A 16,841-nucleotide genomic window follows, 5' to 3' on the forward strand; every position below is an offset into this window, starting at 1 on the left:
CCCGCCGACGCCGACTAGCCCCGCGGTCGACGCTTCTCGAGCACACCGGCGAGCAGCACCGCGACCGCTGCCGCAGCCGGCGCCACGATCAGTCCGGCCCGCAGGCTCTCGGTGTCGGCGATGAAGCCCACGAACGGCGGCGAGAGCAGGAATCCGAGTCGCAGCAGCCACGACACGATCGTGAGGCCTGCCCCCGGCCGCAGACCCGGCAGCTCGTCCGCCGCATGCATGGCCGCCGGAATCAGCGTCGCGATGCCGAAGCCGACGGCGGCGAACCCGGCGATCGTTCCGGGCACGCTCGGGAAGAGGAGCGCGAGGGTCATGCCCGCCGCGGCGATCAACCCGCCGACGCGGGCCACGGCGCGCTGGCCGAACCGGTCGGTCATGCCGTCGCCCAGCATCCGTCCGATGAACTGCGCTCCCACCAGCGCGATGAATCCGAGGGGTGCGATCGCGGCCGCAGCACCGAGAGATTCGCTGAGGTAAAGCGTCGCCCACGAGTTGCCCGCGTCCTCCGCGATGGCCCCGGCCATCGCGATGAGCGTGAGCGCGATGAGGATCATCACGGTCCGCGGGCTCACACCACGGCGCACCGCGGTCTTCAGTTCGACCGGTTCGGCCGTCGCCTCGGCATCCGCCTCCTCGTCGCGACCGGGCAGGCAGAACCAGAGGGCGGTGAAAGCGACAGCCGCGAACACCGCGGTCGAGATGCCCAGGTGCACGCCGAGAGGAAGCTGCAGCGCGATCGCCGCTGCGGCCATGCCGCCACCGAGCACGGCGCCGATCGACCAGATGGCGTGGAACGAGTTGATGATCGAGCGGCCCTAGCGCCGCTGCACTCGGAGCCCGTGCGCGTTCTGCGCGACATCGGTGACCGCATCGAAGGCCCCGCCGAGCAGCAGGGCGACCGCGAACAGGATGCCGGAGGGCGCGAGGGCTGCGGCGAGCAGCCCGAGCCCTGTTCCGATCGTGCCGATCACTGCGATCCGCGCCGAGCCGAATCGGCGGATCAGCACGGCCGCGAACAGTCCGGCGGCGATGGCGCCTGCCGGGAAGGCGGCGATCGCGAGGCCGTAGCCGGCGTTGTCGAGCTCGAGTGCCGCCTTGATCTCCGGGTACCTCGGCAGGATGTTGGCGAACAGCGCGCCGTTCGTGAGGAACAGCGCCGAGACGGCGATCCGCGCGCGACGGGTCGCCCGGTCCACGGCGGGCCGTCGAATCGATTCGATCGAAGTCATAGCAACGACGGTACACGCCGCGGCCCGCCGTGGAAAATCGCCTCCGCGCAGCCGGGGTCGAGGCACCTCGACGCCGCGACCGGGGTCCGGGTCAGCCCAGCAGCGGTTCGACTCGAGCAGACTCCCCGACGCTCGCCGACGCCGCGGCGATCGCGGCCTTCGCGTCATCGAGACGGTCGAACTGACCGATGAACTCGGACTGCGCCCCGAACGCCCGGAAGCCCTCGCGGGGCGTCCCGGTGATCGACCCGAGGAACTGACGCCGGTCGTTGCCGACGTGGAAGCCGGGGTCGACCTCGACCCACAGCCCTCGGGGCCGCGAGGCTCCGCGAACCCGCGCACTCGTCGCCGCCTTCGCGGCATTCCTGATTCGTGCAGACATGGTTCACGCACTCATCGCATGCAGGGCGCGAGCCCCGTCGAGCGCGCGGGCGAACTCGTCGCGGGTGAGGTCGAGGCCTCCAGCGGAGCTCGCGGCGTTCATCATCGCGACCACCAGCGAACGATCGACATCCGTCTCCTCGGTCATGGAGAAGCGCAGAGGAATCGACGCGTGCACCCAGATCGTCTCGGCGACCCCGTCACCCATCGCGAGCGTCAGAGGAAAGGACTCGTTTCGCCGCAGCTTGGTCACGATCACGAGCCGCAGGTGCGTCAGCAGCCGATCGTCGACCTCGATCGGCGTCGCTGTATTGCCGTACGTCAGGCGTCCCATGTGCTCTCCCTCAGACGAACTTCCCTTGAGAGATAGATTACTAGGTTACCTAGCTAAATCCCAGTCGAACCTAGGGAAGGTCGCCGATCTCCTCCGCCAGACGTCGCAGAAAGCGAGTGATCGCGTCGGTCTGATCCGGGGTGAACTCGCTGGCGAGCGACTCGATACGCTGCGTCAGCTCATCGGCCTGGGCGTTGAGATCACGGAGCGAGGGACGCAGCACCTTCGATCGGGCGTCGGCAGGATGCGGACCCACGACGATCTGACCACGCTCTTGAAGTCGACGCAGGAGGCTCGTGATCGCCGCCGTGCTGACGTTCAGGTGAGCGGCGAGTCCGCCCGGTGTGGCGGGGGCGTCGTCAGAGGCGTCGAGGATGTACCTCATCGCCTCTCGATCGGTGTCGTTCGGCGCACGCACGGCGGCAAGGCGTCGCCCGAACTGGGCCTCCGCCCTGCGGAGTTCATCGACACGTGCGACGAGTTCGGTCGCCCGTGTCGTCGTCTCGGTCCTGCTGTTCATGCGTCACCCCCTGACCCCTCCATGGTACTCGAGAAACAGGTAACCAGGTTGCCTAGTGAAATCCAATGCGACCAGCCACTCTTACGAGGTGAGATGATGGAATTCTGGGAAAGGGGAGTCATGGTCGAGCGATTCGCACTCGAAGATGCCGGGTACATCATGTACGCCGACATGATCGATCGCCTGCGCGCGGACTTTCCTTCCGTGCCCACGTGGCGGATCGACCAGATCGTCACGGCCGAGCATGACGCGATCACCGGTGGGATCCTGCGGATCGTGCCAGCCGAGGTCGAGTCCGGCGCGGCCGAGATGCTCGCACGCGAGGCGGAATCCCGTGGAAGTGAAGAAAGCCTGAGCGACGATGGCGAGGTGGCCTGATGGAGCGCCCTGAGGAGTTCGGCCGGTCGGGCTACTGGTACCCCGAATCCGACAGCGCGAGCACGGTCGACGTTCTCAACATGCTGCGTCGCTACCGCTCGGCCGAGACGGCGATGCGGGCACGCACCCGCGTCTCGATGAAGATGAACGAGACCGACCTCGTGGCCCTGCGCTTCCTGCTGCGTGAGCAGCGCGCCGGTCGCATCGTCCGAGCGATCGACATCGCCCGCATGCTCGACATCTCCACGGCGTCGACGACGACGCTCATCGACCGCCTCGAGAAGGGCGGGCACGCGAAGCGAGAGCCGCATCCGACCGATCGGCGCGCAGGAATCGTGGTGCCGACGGTCAGCAGCGACGACGAGGTTCGCGAGACGCTCGGTGCGATGCACAGGCGGATGCTGGCGCTCGTCGACGAGATGAGCGACAAGGAACGCTCAGTGGTCACGCGGTTCCTCGCCGGCATGACCTCGGCCATCGAAGAGGCGTCCGATCTCGACCAGGAGCTGCGCGACGTCATCCGCTCGCACGAGGAATCCGAGTCCTCCGGCGAGTGATCGCCGAGAGCCGGCCGATGATCGGCCGGCCACCCGACGCTCCGATCAGGCCTTGCCGGCGTCGATGTTCGTCTGAGTGTCCGCCTCGCCCTCGGCATCCGCTGCGACGACCACCCGCTCAGGGAACAGCTCGTCGAGATCGAGGTCGGGGTTCTCCTCCTGCGTCTCGACCAGCTCGACGGCCTCCTCGATCGTCTGCACGCTCGGCATCGCGCCGGGGAGGGGTCTGCGTGCGGATTCCTTGAGCACGATCACGGCGATGAAGCCGGCGATCGACGTGCCGATCACGTAGAACGCCGGAGCGAGCGACGACCCGGTCAGCTGCACGAGCGCCTCCATCACCACCGGCGCGGTGCCGGCGAAGAGCGCGACGGCGAGGTTGTACGAGATGCCCATGCCGCCGTACCGCGATGACGTCGGGAAGAGCGCCGGCAGCGACGACGCGAGGTTCGCCACGTAGAACGTCACGGGGAAAGCGAGCAGCACGAGCCCGAGCAGGGTCGACCAGATCTCGCCGTGCATCATGAACAGGAACGACGGCACCGCCAGCACGATCGCCGAGATCGAGCCGATGAACAGCACCTTCTTGCGTCCGATGCGGTCGGACAGCTTGCCCGTGAGCGGAATGCAGAGGGCCATCGCCACGAGCACCGGCAGGGTGAGCAGGGTGCCGTGCACCTCGTCATAGCCGAGTGTGCCGGTGAGGTACGTCGGCATGTAGGAGGTGAGCGCGTAGCCGACCGTGTTGGCGGCGGCGACGAGCACGAATGCCGTCAGCAGCTCGCGCCAGTACGCGCGGATCAGTGCGAGGACGCCCTTGGGCGCATCCGCAGAGGCCTGTGCGTCATCAGCCGCGCGCTTCGCCGACTCCTGCGCCTCCTGGAACGCCGGGGTGTCTTCGATCTTGAGACGGAAGTAGATCGCGATGAGCCCGAGCGGCAGCGCGACGAGGAACGGGATGCGCCAGGCGAAGCCCTGCATCGTCTCGGCCGACAGTGTGAGCTGCAGGATCGACACGAACGCCGCGCCGATCGCGAAGCCCATGTACGAGCCGAGGTCGAGCAGCGAGGCGTAGAAACCGCGGCGCTTGTCCGGCGCGTACTCCGTGATGAAGGTCGTGGCACCGGCGTACTCGCCGCCGGTCGAGAAGCCCTGCGCGAGCTTGAGGACGATCAGCAGGATCGGGGCCCAGATGCCGATCACCGAGAAATCGGGAAGGACGCCGATGAGGAACGTCGCCGCCGCCATCATGATGAGCGTGAACGCCAGCACACGCTGGCGGCCGAGGCGATCACCGAGCTGGCCGAGCACGATGCCGCCGAGCGGACGGGCGACGAAGGTCACCGCGAACACGCCGAGCGAGAAGAGCGACTGCGCGCCGGCGGACGCGTCCGGCAGGAACGCACGTCCGATGATCACGGCGAGATAGCCGTAGACACCGATGTCGTACCACTCCATCAGGTTGCCGACGACGGTCCCGGCCACGGCACGGCGCAGCATCGGGCGGTCGACCACGGTGACGTCCTCGACGGTGAGTCGTCGCGGTTCGTCCGTCGCCGGTCGCAGTCGACGGATCAGTCGCCGCCACAGGCTCAGGTGGGTGCTCTTCTGGGGATCGGACATCCTGCCATCTTCCTTCTCTTGCGGCATCCGCGTCGTATGACGGGCCGCACAGACGGCGGGGAGGCGGCTTTCGCCACCTCCCCGCCCTGTGTCGCCGATGTCAGCTGTTGAAGGCGTCCTTGACGTTCTCGCCGGCCTTCTTGACGTTGGCCTTCGCCTGGTCGGCGCGGCCCTCCGCCTCGAGCTTCTCGTTGTCGGTCACCTTGCCGGCAGCCTCCTTCGCCTTGCCGGCGAGGTCCTGAGCGGCGTTCTTGATCTTGTCATCGAGTCCCATGGGGGATCCTTTCTCTTATCAGCGGTGGTCTGTGGTCGGAATCCTGCGGAGTGTGCTCACAGGGGGATGTCGAGCGCCGAGGCGGCCAACGGCAGGGATCCTGCGGCGATGACGGCGATGAGGCCGACGACTCCGGCGGACTTCCAGAGCGGAGGGCGCGAGGGGGCCAACGGGACGCCGCGCATTCCGGTCGAGCGGCCGATGGCTTCCCGGGCCGAGAGCGGAGCGAGGTCGACGGAGTCGATGGGGGTGACGCGGCGCGATCGGAGCTCACGACGGGTGAGCTCCTGCGTTGCTGTCGACATGGGTTCCCCTTCCTCGAACGAAAGATTACTAGATGAACTAGTGATTTGCCAGCCTAGTGAAAAGTTCGGGCATCGCGCATACGCTCGAGCCATGACCGAACTCACGCAGCCCACCGGGCACGAAGAGGCCCTGCGCGCCCTCCCCCGCGAAGACGGATCGGCACCGCGCGTCCTCGTTCTCGGGGCGACCGGATACATCGGCGGGCGGCTGACACCGCGACTGTTGAACGCCGGATACCGGGTGCGCGCACTGGCCCGCGACGCCGCGCGAGCGGCATCCTTCCCCTGGGGTGCGGAGTGCGAGATCGTCGAGGGTTCAGCCGACGACGCCGACGCAGTGGCCGACGCGATGCGCGATGTGGACGTGGTCTACTACCTGATCCACTCGATGACCGCGGGCAAGGGCTTCGAAGAGAGCGATGAGCGAGCGGCCACGACGGTGGCGGATGCCGCGGCGAAGGCCGGAGTGCGACGCATCGTCTACCTCGGCGGGCTGCACCCCGACGACGTGAAGCTGTCGCCGCATCTGCGCTCCCGCGTGCGGGTGGGAGAGATCTTCCTCGAGTCGGGGGTGCCGACGCTCGTGCTGCAGGCGGGCGTCGTGATCGGCTCGGGTTCTGCGTCGTTCGAGATGATCCGCCACCTGACCGATGTGCTGCCGTACATGCCCGCGCCGAAGTGGGTGCGCAACCGCATCCAGCCGATCGCGGTGCGCGACGTGCTGCACTACCTGCTGGGCGCTGCCCGGGTCGACGCCGACGTGAACCGCGCGGTCGACATCGGCGGACCGGATGTGCTCCGCTACGGCCAGATGATGAACGGCTATGCGCTCGAGGCGGGGCTCCGCCAGCGTGCGATCGCCGCGCTGCCCGTGCTGACTCCCGGTCTCGCATCGCACTGGGTGAACCTCGTGACGCCCGTCCCGCGGTCGATCGCCCGCCCGCTCGTCGCCTCGCTGCAGAACGAGTGCATCGTGAAGGATCGAGCGATCGACGACCTCATCCCCCGCCCCGACGGCGGGCTGACGCCGTATCGCACGGCGGTCTCGCTGGCGCTCGGCCGCGTCGACGCAGACACCATCGAGACCAGCTGGCAGGATGCCGAGGTCTCGGGCGCCCCGAGCGATCCGCTGCCGAGCGACCCCGACTGGGCCGGTCGCACCGTCTTCACCGACACACGCAAGCTGCGCACCGCCGCTCCGGTCGACGGACTGTGGCGTGTGATCATCGGCATCGGCGGCACGAACGGCTGGTATTCGTCCAAGTTCCTCTGGGCCGTGCGCGGCTGGATGGACCGCCTCGTCGGCGGTGTGGGCCTCCGCCGCGGACGCCGCAGCAAGGCCGAGGCGCGGGTCGGCGATGCCATCGACTTCTGGCGCGTCGAGGCCGTCGAAGAGCCGGGTCGCGAGACCGACTCGTCACCCGCGAGCGGTGGACTGCTGCGCCTGCGCGCCGAGATGAAGGTGCCGGGTGAAGCATGGCTCGAACTGCGCGCGCTGCCGGACGGCGACGGATCGCGCTACGAGCAGCGCGCGGTGTTCTTCCCGCGAGGGCTCGCCGGCCGGTTGTACTGGTTGGCGGTGCTGCCCTTCCACGGGTTCATCTTCGCGGGGATGGCGGCGAAGATCACCGCCGCCGCTGCGGTGCCGGTCGAGACGCTCGCGCCGGGTGCGGAGGATGCGACGGCGCCGGAGGCGGCATCCGCCTGAGCCCCTCCCATCCCGCACGCCTTCGCGTATGGGGGTCCGTTTCGGCATCCGGACTCACGGGGGGTCCTGGGCGGGGTCACTTTCGCATCGCGACTCACGTGCCAGGTCCATGCGGGGCCACTTCCGCATCGCGACTCACGTGCGGGGCCACTTTCGCACGCCAAACGGCCGAATCGGATGCGGTATTGACCCCGCACCGCGATGAGGTCCGCGGGTAGGGCAATCTCACGCCCGGGCCACCGCGCATGCGGGGCCAGTTACGCACCCGGGATGCTAGGCGAGGCCACTTCCGCATCGGAAACGGGCGATTCGGATGCAGTACTGGCCCCGCACCGGGCCACGGCGCATGCAGCGCAGTTACGCACCGGCGCGAAGAGGGTCGCTCAGCGAGGCCGGAGCCACGCCGAGCAGCGAGGCCGTAGGCGCATTCGCGATTCCGTGCGGGGCCACTTCCGCATCGGCGATTCCGTGCGGGGCCACTTCCGCATCGGAAACGGGCGATTCGGATGCAGTACTGACCCCGCACCGGGGCGACACCACGCGCGGGGTCAGTAACGCATCTTCGTCAGGACGGGCGTTCAGCCAGGCCAGCAGGATCCGAACCGGGTTCGGTGCCCGCACCGGCATCCGCACCTGCACCTGCGCCCGCATCCGCACCGGCAACGGCATCCGCACCGGCACCGGCACTTGCATCCGTGTCGATCGCGCCGGCATCGGGGATGATGTCGATCGCCTCGGTCGCGGTCGCGTAGACCTCGGCGAGGCTGTCATCGACGTCGGCCTCGTCGATCCAGGCGAGGTCGTCTTCGGAGTGGTCGTATTCCACCGGGACGAGGGCGAAGTCGTCGCCGTACTCCTCGAGACCTGCCATGACGCTGTGGCGCACGGCCATGCGGGCGTAGCGATCACGCAGGATCATCGGGTCGCGCCGCAGATCCTTCATGAACGCCACCATCATGAACGCCATGATCACCGCGAACGGCAGAGCGGCGATGATCGTGACATTCTGCAGCGACTTCAGACCGCTGCCCTCTTCGCCGGTGACGAGCAGCACCGCGGCGATCACCCCGACCAGCACGCCCCAGACCACGGCGACCCAGCGGGACGGCTCCGGACGGCCCTGCTGCGAGAGCGTGCCCATGACGAGTGAGGCCGAATCGGCTCCGGTGATGAAGAAGATCGAGATGAGGAGGATCAGGACGATGCTCGTGATCAGGGGGAAGGGCAGGTTCTCGAGCACACCGAAGAGCACCTCCTCGGGCGGATCGACGGAGAGGTTCGCACCGTCCATCTGCTGCTGGATCGCCGTCGTGCCGAAGATCGCGAACCAGACGAGCGAGATCACGGCGGGCACGACGATGACGACCGACACGAACTGGCGCAGCGTGCGGCCGCGCGAGATCTTCGCGATGAACATGCCGACGAACGGCGACCACGAGATCCACCACGCCCAGTAGAAGATCGTCCAGCTCGACAGGAACATCTGAGCCTCGTCGCCCTGCGATGCCGAGCGGGCGACCATCTCGGGCAGATCGCCGAGGAACTGCACGGCGACCGACGGGATGACGTTGAGGATCAGCAGCGTCGGGCCGACGAAGAAGACGAAGAAGGCGAGCAGCAGCGCGACGACCGCGTTGATGTTCGAGAGCGCGCGGATGCCCTTCGAGACGCCGGAGACGGCGGACGCGATGAAGCACGCGGTGAGCACGGCGATCGCGGCGATGAGCACGCCGTTGCCGAGTTCGCCGATGCCACTGACGATCTCGACGCCGTGGCCGATCTGCAGGGCGCCGAGGCCGAGCGAGGCCGCGGTGCCGAAGAGCGTGACGATGATCGAGAAGATGTCGATCGTGCGGCCGAGAGGTCCGGCGGTGCGGCCCTCTCCGAGCAGCGGAGCGAAGATCGATGAGATCAGCGGGGTGCGGCCGCGGCGGAACGCGCCGTAGGCGATCGCACCACCGACGAGCGCGTAGAACGCCCACGCCTGAGGTCCCCAGTGATAGAGCACCTGGGCCTGAGCCGTGTGCATGGCCTCGAGGGTGTTCGCCTCGACGGTGCCGGGCGGCGGGTTCTCGAAGAAGGTGAGCGGCTCGGCGGCGCCCCAGAAGACGAGGCCGATGCCCATGCCGGCGGCGAACAGCATCGAGATCCACGAGAACATCGAGAACTCGGGCTCTTCGTCGTCGCGACCTAGAGGGATGCGTCCGTAGCGGCTGAAGCCGACGAACAGCATGAAGACCAGGATGACGGTGGCGATCGTCGTGAAGAAGAAGCCGAAGTACTCCACCACCCAGGCGAGCACGGTCGAGGTCGTGCCCGATAGGTTGTCGCCGGCGAAGACTCCCCACGCGATGAACGCGATGGTCAGTGCGACGGCGACGCCGAACACCAGCGGATCGGTGCGATAGGTGCGCCCCGTCTCTTCGACCGAGACGCCCGGAACAAGCGCCGGGTGCACGCCGCGCGGCGGCACGGCAGCTATGTCACGGACGATCTTCTGCGCGGCTTCGGTGGCCTTGGCCGCTTGGCGCACTGCCGCGGTGTTGGTCTTCGGAGCGTCGGTGCGCGTGGGCGTCTTGTCGTCCGGAGTGTCCATGAGAACCAATTCTCCCATGCCGGCATTCTGCGGCGGGGACGGGAAAACCCAGATGACTCGGTCGATCCGCGGTGCGTCAGGGTGGGACGCGCCGCGCGGATGCCGGACGCTGCGGGTTCTCCGGGCGCGTCAGCGCGGGTTCGGGCGGGCCAGCACGGGTTCGGGCGGGTCAGCACGGGGTTCGAATGCGCCAGCACGGGCGCGTCAGCACGGGTTCGAGCGCGTCAGCACGGGATCGGGCGGGTCAGCACGGGTTCGAATGCGCCAGCACGGGCGCGTCAGCACGGGTTCGGGCGGTCAGCACGGGTTCGGGCGGTCAGCACGGGTTCGAATGCGCCAGCACGCGCGCGCCAGCACGGGTTCGAACCCGCCAGCACGGGCGCGCCAGCACGGGCTAGCCGCAGCCGCGGGCCGGGACGCCCGATGACCGTCAGCGCTGGCGACGCCCGCCGAAGACCGAGTGCAGCAGCGGCAGCGCCGAGACGCAGATGAGGGTGATGCCGAGCGGCGGCAGAGTCGCGACGAGCAGCGCCCCGCCGACGAGCATGGCGGCGAACAGCACGCCCGAACCGATGCGTCGGGCGATGCCCTCGAGCCGGTCGAGGCGGCGTTCGAGGGCCGACGTGTCGAACGTGACGTTGCCGTCGTCGACGCGGCTGATGATCGCGTCGATCCGCTTGGGCAGACGGTAGGTGACGGCGGCGGTCTCCATGGCCTGTTGCGCCATGTCCTGCATGAGGTTGCCCGATTCGTCGCGCAGCAGCCGCGCGGCATAGGGCTCGGCTGCGTCCCACACGTTGAACGAGGGGTCGAGGCTCGAGCACATGCCGGAGGTCAGCGACACGGCGCGGATCAGCAGCAGCATGTTCTCGGGAAGCTGCAGCGGGAGCGAGCGAACCATGTCACCGAACTCGTCGGCGAATTCGGTGAACTCCCGAGGGTCGACTTTGCTCAGCTCGGCGAAGCCCATGCCGCCGAAGCGGGCGAACAGTGCCCGGAGTGCGCGTTCGAGCTCGGCGGTGTCGGCCGATGGCAGCAGCACGCCGATCTCCTGCGCGGCGGTGACGAGACCACGGCTGTCACGTCCGGCGACGGCGATCAGCAGCGTGCGCAGACCGTCGCGAAGGTTCGCGGGCACCTCGGCCATCATCCCGAAGTCGATGAATGTGAGCCGGAAGTTGCGGCCGGTGGCGGATGCCGGCTCAGGTGTCACGAAAATGTTGCCGGGGTGCGGATCGGCGTGCACGAAGCTGTGCGTGAACACCTGGTCGAACATGACCTCGGCGAACACGTCGGCGACCTCGGACGGATCGATGCCGGCCGCCCGCAGAGCGTCGGTGTCGTTGATCTTGACGGCCGTGACGTCAGACAGCGTGAGCACGCGACGCGTCGAGCGCTCCCAGACGATCTCGGGGGCGTCGACACGCGCATCGCCGGCGAAGTTCTCGCGGAACCGCTCGGCGCTGGCCGCCTCGTGCAGGTAGTCGATCTCTTCGAGGCTCGTCTGCGCGAACTCCTCGACGAGCCCCGGGGCGTCGACGCGGTCGGCGACCAGCCGCACGCGCGTCAGCCACCGGGCGACGCGGCGGAGAGCCGCGAGGTCGACCGCGACGATCTCGTCGATGCCGGGGCGCTGCACCTTGACGACCACGTTGCCGAGACCGGTGTCGACGGCATCCTGGGCGGAGAGACGGGCGCGATGCGCCTGACCCAGGGATGCTGCGGCCACCGGCGTCTCGTCGAACCAGGCGTACGCCTGCTCGAGCGGCATCCCGAGCTCTGCCTCTGCGGCGGCGCGGATGCCGGAGAACGGCACCGACGGAACCTCGTCCTGCAGGCCCTCGAGCTCTTTCGTGATCTCGGGTGGCAGCACGTCGAGGCGCGACGACATGAACTGCCCCACCTTGATCATGAGGCCGCCGAGCTCGACCGCGAGCACGTGGAACCTCTTCGCGAAGCGCTGCATGCGCGGAGCGCGGGTGCGCTCGGCGATCGAGCTCATCCCGAAGCGCGGCAGGACGAGCTCGAACCACCAGATCTTGACGAACTCGCGCGCCGCGAACGACAGGATGCGGCGGTACCGGGCACGATGGGCGCCCTGCGCCGCAGCATCCGTCATGTGTCGTCCCTGGTTCGTGTGCGATCAGTCCTGAGCGAGGATCGAGTACAGCCTACGGCGGGCCTCGTCGAGGATCTCGATCGCCGCCTGCACCTGCTCAGGCGATCCGCTGCGGCCCACCTGCGCGGCTGCCGCTGCGAGGTCGACGCCCGCCTTGGGCAGAGCCGTGAAACGGGGATCGTTGCGGTGACCGTCCTTCGTCGAGCTCGACTCCCAGGGTGCCGGTGCCTCGGTGGTCTCGGTCGCGACCGCACGGCCGGCCTCGGTGAGCGAGTAGGTCTTGCGACCGTTCTGCTCTTCGGCCTCGATCAGGCCCTCGTCGGCGAGCAGCTGCAGCGTCGGGTAGACCGAGCCTGCGCTCGGCTTCCACGAGCCGCCACTGCGCTCGGCGATCTCGTTGATGATCTGGTAGCCGTGCATGGGCTTCTCGGCGAGGAGCGAGAGCACTGCGGCGCGAACGTCACCCTTGGCCATGCGGGTGCCGCCGGACGGACGCTGCTCGAACGACTTGCGCAGCTGGTCGAGTGCGTCGAAGAGGGTGCCGGCCGGGCCGTTGGTCCCGCCGAAGCCGCCGGATCCGAAGATGCCGCCCAGCGGGTTGTCGGTGTTGCCTGCGCCGGTGCCGAAGGGGAATGCGTTGTTCATGATGACCTCCCGGAAGTGGTGAGCGATAGTCAACGATATATCGTTAAGGCTGAGTGTCGGGTGGGAATCCGACGCCGATTGCACGGTGCATTCCTGAACGCAAGCCCCGTGCGGCGCACAGCCGACGATGTTTCACTGATGTCGATGTCGAATATCCCTGCCGTTTCCCCCGCGTCCACCTCCATCCGAGTGAGCGTGGTCGTCCCCGTGTTCCGACCGGGAGCGGCGTTCGACGAACTCATCGACTCGCTCGACCGGCAGACGCTCGCCCACGACCGATTCGAGGTGCTGCTGTGCGACGACGGCTCGGGCGAGGAGACAGCGTCGCGGCTGGTCGAGATCGCGCGCGATCGTTCCTATGTCCGCGTCGCGTACCTGCCGCATTCCGGGTGGCCGGGAACGCCTCGCAACCACGGCATCGACGACGCTCGCGGCACCTACATCCAGTTCGTCGATCAGGACGACTGGCTGTATGACGGCGCTCTCGAAGCCCTCTGCGACTATGCCGACCAGCATTCCTCCGATGTCGTGGTGGGCAGAGAGGTCGGGATCGGACGTCGACTGCCGAGTCGGATCTTCCGCCGCGACATCCCCCGCGCTCGCCTCGGCGAGGATCCGCTGCTCGAGATGCTGACGCCGCACAAGATGTTCCGCACCTCGTTCCTGCGCGAGAAGCGCATCAGATTCCCCGATGGCAAGGTGCGGCTCGAGGATCACCTGTTCGTGATGCGGGCGTACTTCGAGGCGTCGACGATCTCCATCCTGGCGAGCCGACCCTGCTACGCGTGGGTCAAGCACGCGGGCAGCGCGAGCTCGTCGCGGATCGAGCCGGAGACGTACTTCCCGCACCTCGAGGCCGTGCTCGACCTGGTCGAGCGATACACCGAACCCGGAAGGCTGCGTGACAGACTGCTGCGGCACTGGTTCCGCGGCAAGATCCTGAAGCGACTGGCGGGCAAGAAGTTCCTCGGGTACCCGGACGAGTATCGCGAGCGTCTGCTCGATGTGGTCGGACCGCTCGCGAAGCGTCGATTCGGGCCCGGCGTCGACGGCGGCCTCTCGTTCCCGAACCGCATCAGGGCGTCTCTGCTGCGTGCGGATCGGCGAGCCGATCTGGTGAGCTTCGCCCGGTTCGAGACGGAGATGACGTGCCGCGCGGTCGTGACGTCGGCGCGGTGGTCACGGGGCGGCGGCCTGTACCTGACGATCGACATCTCGATCACGCGCGACGGGCGGGACGCCCTCGTGTTCGAGCAGGGCACGGGGCGCCTCACCTCCTTGCCCGTCGCGATGGACGGCCTGCCGACCGGCCTCGTCGAGGCGGGTCGCGAGTTGCAGAACGATCGCGTCGAGCTGCTGCTGCGCGACAAGGCAGCCGGATTCGAGCGTCGCGTGACGACCCTGCACCCTCGGAATCTCGGCGCGATCCCCGTGGCGATCGATCCGCTGAAGGTGTTCCGCCCCGACGACGAGACCCGGGGAGCGAAGCTCGTCGTGACGGTGCGACGCGGGGGCTGGACGTTCGACGTTCCCCTCACCGCGGATGCTGCGACGCTCGCCGCCGCCGGACGCTCACCCCTGCTCGCAGGGCGCACCTGCACACCGGTTGCGGGTCGCGGCGGTGCGGTCGAGCTGCGCCGGCAGTGGCCCGGCGGGCGACTGAAAGAACTCGCCGGCCGTGCGGTCCGTCGGGTGCGGAGCGGTTCGCGCAAGAAGTGACGGGATGCCGCCTCACCGCGGAACCGTGAGCACCTCGGCCCCGGTCTCGGTGATCGCGATCGTGTGCTCGGTGTGCGCGGTGCGGCAGCCGGTCGCGCTGCGGAGGGTCCAGCCGTCTTCGTCGGTGATCAGCTCGGCAGTGTCGGCCATGACCCACGGTTCGAGGGCGAGCAGCAGACCGGGGCGCAGTCGGTAGCCACGACCTGGACGCCCGTCATTGGCGACGTGCGGGTCCTGATGCATCGTGGAGCCGATGCCATGGCCGCCGAACTCGAGGTTGATCGCGTAGCCCGCAGCGCTCAGCACGGTGCCGATCGCGTGCGAGAGATCGCCGATGCGGGCACCCGGACGAGCCACGGCGATGGCTGCGGCGAGCGCTCGTTCTGTCGCGTCGATCAGAGCGAGGTCGTCGGATGCAGCGGTGTCGCCCACCACGAAGCTGATGGCGGCATCCGCCGAGATCCCGCGCAGCGTGACCGCGAGGTCGAGGGTGAGCAGGTCACCGTCGGCGAGGGCGTAGTCGTGCGGCATCCCGTGCAGCACCGCGTCGTTGACCGCGGTGCAGACATAGTGGCCGAAGGGCCCGCGTCCGAATGAGGGGGCGTAGTCGACGTAGCAGGACTCGGCGCCGGCATCCTCGATCATCTGCTTCGTCCAGCGGTCGAGGTCGAGCAGGTTCACGCCGACCGTCGTGCGCTGCTCCAACGCCTGCAGGATGCCGCCGACGAGCGCGCCGGCATCCCTCGCCCGGGCGAGCTGGTCGTCGTTGAGGATCTCGATCATGGTTGTCTCCGCATCCGGCGTCGGCCGTTCCAATAACTATCCCGGTAATACTATCCCGGTATTAGAATGGGCGCATGATGGTGCGCATGCCGCTGACTCCTGCCGAGCTCGAACGCGGAGAGCGCCTCGGCGCCCTGCTGCGGCGAGCGCGCGGCGAGCGGTCGATGCTGAGCGTCGCCCTCGATGCGGGCGTCTCACCCGAGACCCTGCGCAAGATCGAGTCGGGTCGCGTCGCGACTCCCGCCTTCTCGACCATCGCCGCGATCGCCGGCGTGCTGCATCTCTCGCTCGACGCGGTCTGGGCCGAGATCGAGCCTCCGGTGCGCACGATCGGTCGCGCACAGGTCGCGTCCTGAGATGGCGCAGGCGCTGATCACGGGCAGCTCGCGCGGCATCGGTCGCGCAGTCGCTCAGGCGTTCGCGCGTCGTGGCGATCGGGTCGTGGTGCACTACGTCCGCGACCGGGATGCTGCTGAAGAGACCGTCGCGTCGCTCGACGGCACCGGCCACGCGATCGTCGGGGGAGACCTGGGCGATCCTGCCGAGGCGCAGCGCGTGGTCGAGGAGGCCATCGCCGCCCTGGGCTCCCTCGACATCCTGGTGAACAATGCCGCGGTCGCGCCGAGCGCGGCCAATGAGCATCGCGTCGACTCGACGTCGTACGCCGAGTGGCAGGCCGCGTGGTCCGCCATGGTCTCCGTCAACCTGCTGGGCGCATCGAACGTCACGATGCTCGTGGCGCAGCACATGATCGAGCGCGGCAGCGGCGGGGCGATCGTGAACGTGGGTTCGCGTGGGGCGTTCCGCGGCGAGGCCGACCACCCCGCATATGCCGCGACGAAGGCGGGACTCCAGGCGTTCGGCCAGTCGATGGCCCTGGTTCTCGCTCCGCACGGCATCTCGGTGACCTCCGTGGCCCCCGGCATGGTGGCGACCGAGCGGCAGTCGGCGAAGCTCGAGGGAGATCAGGGCGACAGCATCCGCGGTCAGAGTCCGTTCGGTCGCGTCGGCACACCCGAAGAGGTGGCGGATGCCGTCGCCTACCTCACGTCTTCCTCGGCGGTGTGGGCTTCGGGCACGGTGCTCGACCTCAACGGGGCGTCGTACTTCCGCTGAGCTTCGGGCAGCGTGCCAGCCCACGAACAGGCCGCCGCTCGGGAGGAGAACTGCGCCTGGGAGCAGAACTGCGCCTGGGGAGGAGATTCCTCGCGAATCCCTCCTCCCGAGAAGCAGTTCTCCCCCCAGGTGGCGAGCTCGCCCCGGGAACCCGGGTTCCGGCGCCTCAGATGCGCAGCACCGAGTCCAACAACCCCGGGAACAACTCGTCGAGCTCGTCTCGCCGGAGCGTCAGCATCCTTCGTCGTCCGTTGGGCTCGTTGCGGATGACCCCCGCCTCGCGCAGCACCTTCATGAAGTGCGACTTCGTCGACTTGGGCAGGTTCGGGTCGGTCGCGTGGCACTCGGCCATGTCGAGAGGGCCGTCGGCGAGCTGCCGCGCGATGGCCAGACGCTCGGGGTCGCTGAGCGCGAAGAGCACGTCAGTGAGCTGGATCTCGGCACGATCCGGATGCGGGAGTTCGCCTGGCATGGTTCGAGAATAGTTGAACAATCATCGGAACGCGAGTACGCTCCGATAGTTCGATGATTCTCGAACTCAAGAC

Annotated in this window: 19 protein-coding genes; 6 read left to right on the forward strand and 13 right to left on the reverse strand. The window is 68.3% G+C overall.

Annotated elements, in window-relative coordinates; all coding sequences use genetic code 11:
• Positions 1-14: 14 nt before the first annotated feature.
• The 5 genes from ACIP5T_RS10570 to ACIP5T_RS10590 form a co-directional block, all read right to left on the reverse strand.
• Entirely contained in the window at positions 15-761 is a 747-nt protein-coding gene (locus ACIP5T_RS10570; protein ID WP_400862928.1) for an MFS transporter, read from the reverse strand.
• A 63-nt stretch (positions 762-824) separates the two neighbouring features.
• Entirely contained in the window at positions 825-1,238 is a 414-nt protein-coding gene (locus ACIP5T_RS10575) for an MFS transporter (protein WP_400862930.1), read from the reverse strand.
• 91 nt (positions 1,239-1,329) lie between these two features.
• Positions 1,330-1,620, reverse strand: coding sequence for a hypothetical protein (locus ACIP5T_RS10580; RefSeq protein WP_400862932.1), 291 nt, complete (start codon positions 1,618-1,620; stop codon positions 1,330-1,332).
• Between the two features lie 3 nt (positions 1,621-1,623).
• Entirely contained in the window at positions 1,624-1,953 is a 330-nt protein-coding gene (locus tag ACIP5T_RS10585) for a hypothetical protein (protein WP_400862934.1), read from the reverse strand.
• Positions 1,954-2,023: 70 nt separating this feature from the next.
• Positions 2,024-2,473 carry a MarR family winged helix-turn-helix transcriptional regulator gene (locus ACIP5T_RS10590; protein ID WP_400862935.1) on the reverse strand — a complete coding sequence of 150 codons (450 nt, stop codon included), beginning with the start codon at positions 2,471-2,473 and terminating at the stop codon, positions 2,024-2,026.
• A gap of 120 nt (positions 2,474-2,593) precedes the next feature.
• Between ACIP5T_RS10590 and ACIP5T_RS10595 the strand changes: the two genes are divergently transcribed.
• Positions 2,594-2,851: a hypothetical protein gene (locus ACIP5T_RS10595; RefSeq protein ID WP_400862937.1), complete on the forward strand. Its 258-nt coding sequence runs from the start codon at positions 2,594-2,596 to the stop codon at positions 2,849-2,851.
• Positions 2,851-3,408: a MarR family winged helix-turn-helix transcriptional regulator gene (locus ACIP5T_RS10600; protein WP_400862939.1), complete on the forward strand. Its 558-nt coding sequence runs from the start codon at positions 2,851-2,853 to the stop codon at positions 3,406-3,408. Before ACIP5T_RS10595 ends, ACIP5T_RS10600 begins: the two co-directional genes overlap by 1 nt.
• Before the next feature lie 45 nt (positions 3,409-3,453).
• Here the strand turns inward: ACIP5T_RS10600 and ACIP5T_RS10605 are convergent, their stop codons facing one another.
• The 3 genes from ACIP5T_RS10605 to ACIP5T_RS10615 form a co-directional block, all read right to left on the reverse strand.
• A complete protein-coding gene (locus ACIP5T_RS10605) occupies positions 3,454-5,031 on the reverse strand; it encodes an MFS transporter (protein WP_400862940.1) in 1,578 nt (525 codons plus the stop codon).
• A gap of 100 nt (positions 5,032-5,131) precedes the next feature.
• The gene (locus ACIP5T_RS10610) at positions 5,132-5,305 is read right to left on the reverse strand and encodes a CsbD family protein (protein ID WP_082477872.1); all 174 of its coding nucleotides are present in this window, start codon (positions 5,303-5,305) and stop codon (positions 5,132-5,134) included.
• Between the two features lie 56 nt (positions 5,306-5,361).
• The gene (locus tag ACIP5T_RS10615) at positions 5,362-5,610 is read right to left on the reverse strand and encodes a hypothetical protein (RefSeq protein ID WP_400862942.1); all 249 of its coding nucleotides are present in this window, start codon (positions 5,608-5,610) and stop codon (positions 5,362-5,364) included.
• Between the two features lie 91 nt (positions 5,611-5,701).
• Between ACIP5T_RS10615 and ACIP5T_RS10620 the strand changes: the two genes are divergently transcribed.
• Positions 5,702-7,318, forward strand: coding sequence for an SDR family oxidoreductase (locus ACIP5T_RS10620; RefSeq protein WP_400862944.1), 1,617 nt, complete (start codon positions 5,702-5,704; stop codon positions 7,316-7,318).
• Between the two features lie 565 nt (positions 7,319-7,883).
• On the opposite strand, the gene ACIP5T_RS10625 is transcribed toward ACIP5T_RS10620, so the two are convergent.
• From ACIP5T_RS10625 to ACIP5T_RS10635, 3 genes are all read right to left on the reverse strand, one after another.
• Positions 7,884-9,914: a BCCT family transporter gene (locus tag ACIP5T_RS10625; protein WP_400862945.1), complete on the reverse strand. Its 2,031-nt coding sequence runs from the start codon at positions 9,912-9,914 to the stop codon at positions 7,884-7,886.
• A gap of 430 nt (positions 9,915-10,344) precedes the next feature.
• Entirely contained in the window at positions 10,345-12,033 is a 1,689-nt protein-coding gene (locus tag ACIP5T_RS10630; protein ID WP_400862947.1) for an ABC1 kinase family protein, read from the reverse strand.
• A 24-nt stretch (positions 12,034-12,057) separates the two neighbouring features.
• Complete coding sequence (locus ACIP5T_RS10635; RefSeq protein ID WP_400862948.1) at positions 12,058-12,678, reverse strand: PadR family transcriptional regulator; 621 nt, start codon at positions 12,676-12,678, stop codon at positions 12,058-12,060.
• A gap of 144 nt (positions 12,679-12,822) precedes the next feature.
• On the opposite strand from ACIP5T_RS10635, the gene ACIP5T_RS10640 reads away from it, so the two are divergent.
• A complete protein-coding gene (locus tag ACIP5T_RS10640; RefSeq protein WP_400862950.1) occupies positions 12,823-14,397 on the forward strand; it encodes a glycosyltransferase family 2 protein in 1,575 nt (524 codons plus the stop codon).
• A 12-nt stretch (positions 14,398-14,409) separates the two neighbouring features.
• Here ACIP5T_RS10640 and map read toward each other — a convergent pair whose 3' ends face one another.
• Positions 14,410-15,180 (reverse strand): type I methionyl aminopeptidase, encoded by a 771-nt coding sequence (gene map / locus ACIP5T_RS10645; RefSeq protein WP_400862951.1) that lies wholly within the window; start codon positions 15,178-15,180, stop codon positions 14,410-14,412.
• Between the two features lie 77 nt (positions 15,181-15,257).
• Here map and ACIP5T_RS10650 point away from each other — a divergent pair, with 77 nt between their 5' ends.
• Positions 15,258-15,536 (forward strand): helix-turn-helix domain-containing protein, encoded by a 279-nt coding sequence (locus tag ACIP5T_RS10650; RefSeq protein WP_400864712.1) that lies wholly within the window; start codon positions 15,258-15,260, stop codon positions 15,534-15,536.
• A gap of 1 nt (position 15,537) precedes the next feature.
• Positions 15,538-16,296, forward strand: coding sequence for an SDR family NAD(P)-dependent oxidoreductase (locus tag ACIP5T_RS10655; RefSeq protein WP_400862952.1), 759 nt, complete (start codon positions 15,538-15,540; stop codon positions 16,294-16,296).
• A gap of 166 nt (positions 16,297-16,462) precedes the next feature.
• Here the strand turns inward: ACIP5T_RS10655 and ACIP5T_RS10660 are convergent, their stop codons facing one another.
• Positions 16,463-16,768 carry an ArsR/SmtB family transcription factor gene (locus ACIP5T_RS10660; RefSeq protein ID WP_400862954.1) on the reverse strand — a complete coding sequence of 102 codons (306 nt, stop codon included), beginning with the start codon at positions 16,766-16,768 and terminating at the stop codon, positions 16,463-16,465.
• Positions 16,769-16,841 lie beyond the last annotated feature (73 nt).

This window comes from Microbacterium sp. NPDC088619 (assembly GCF_044752825.1).
Classification (GTDB): domain Bacteria; phylum Actinomycetota; class Actinomycetes; order Actinomycetales; family Microbacteriaceae; genus Microbacterium.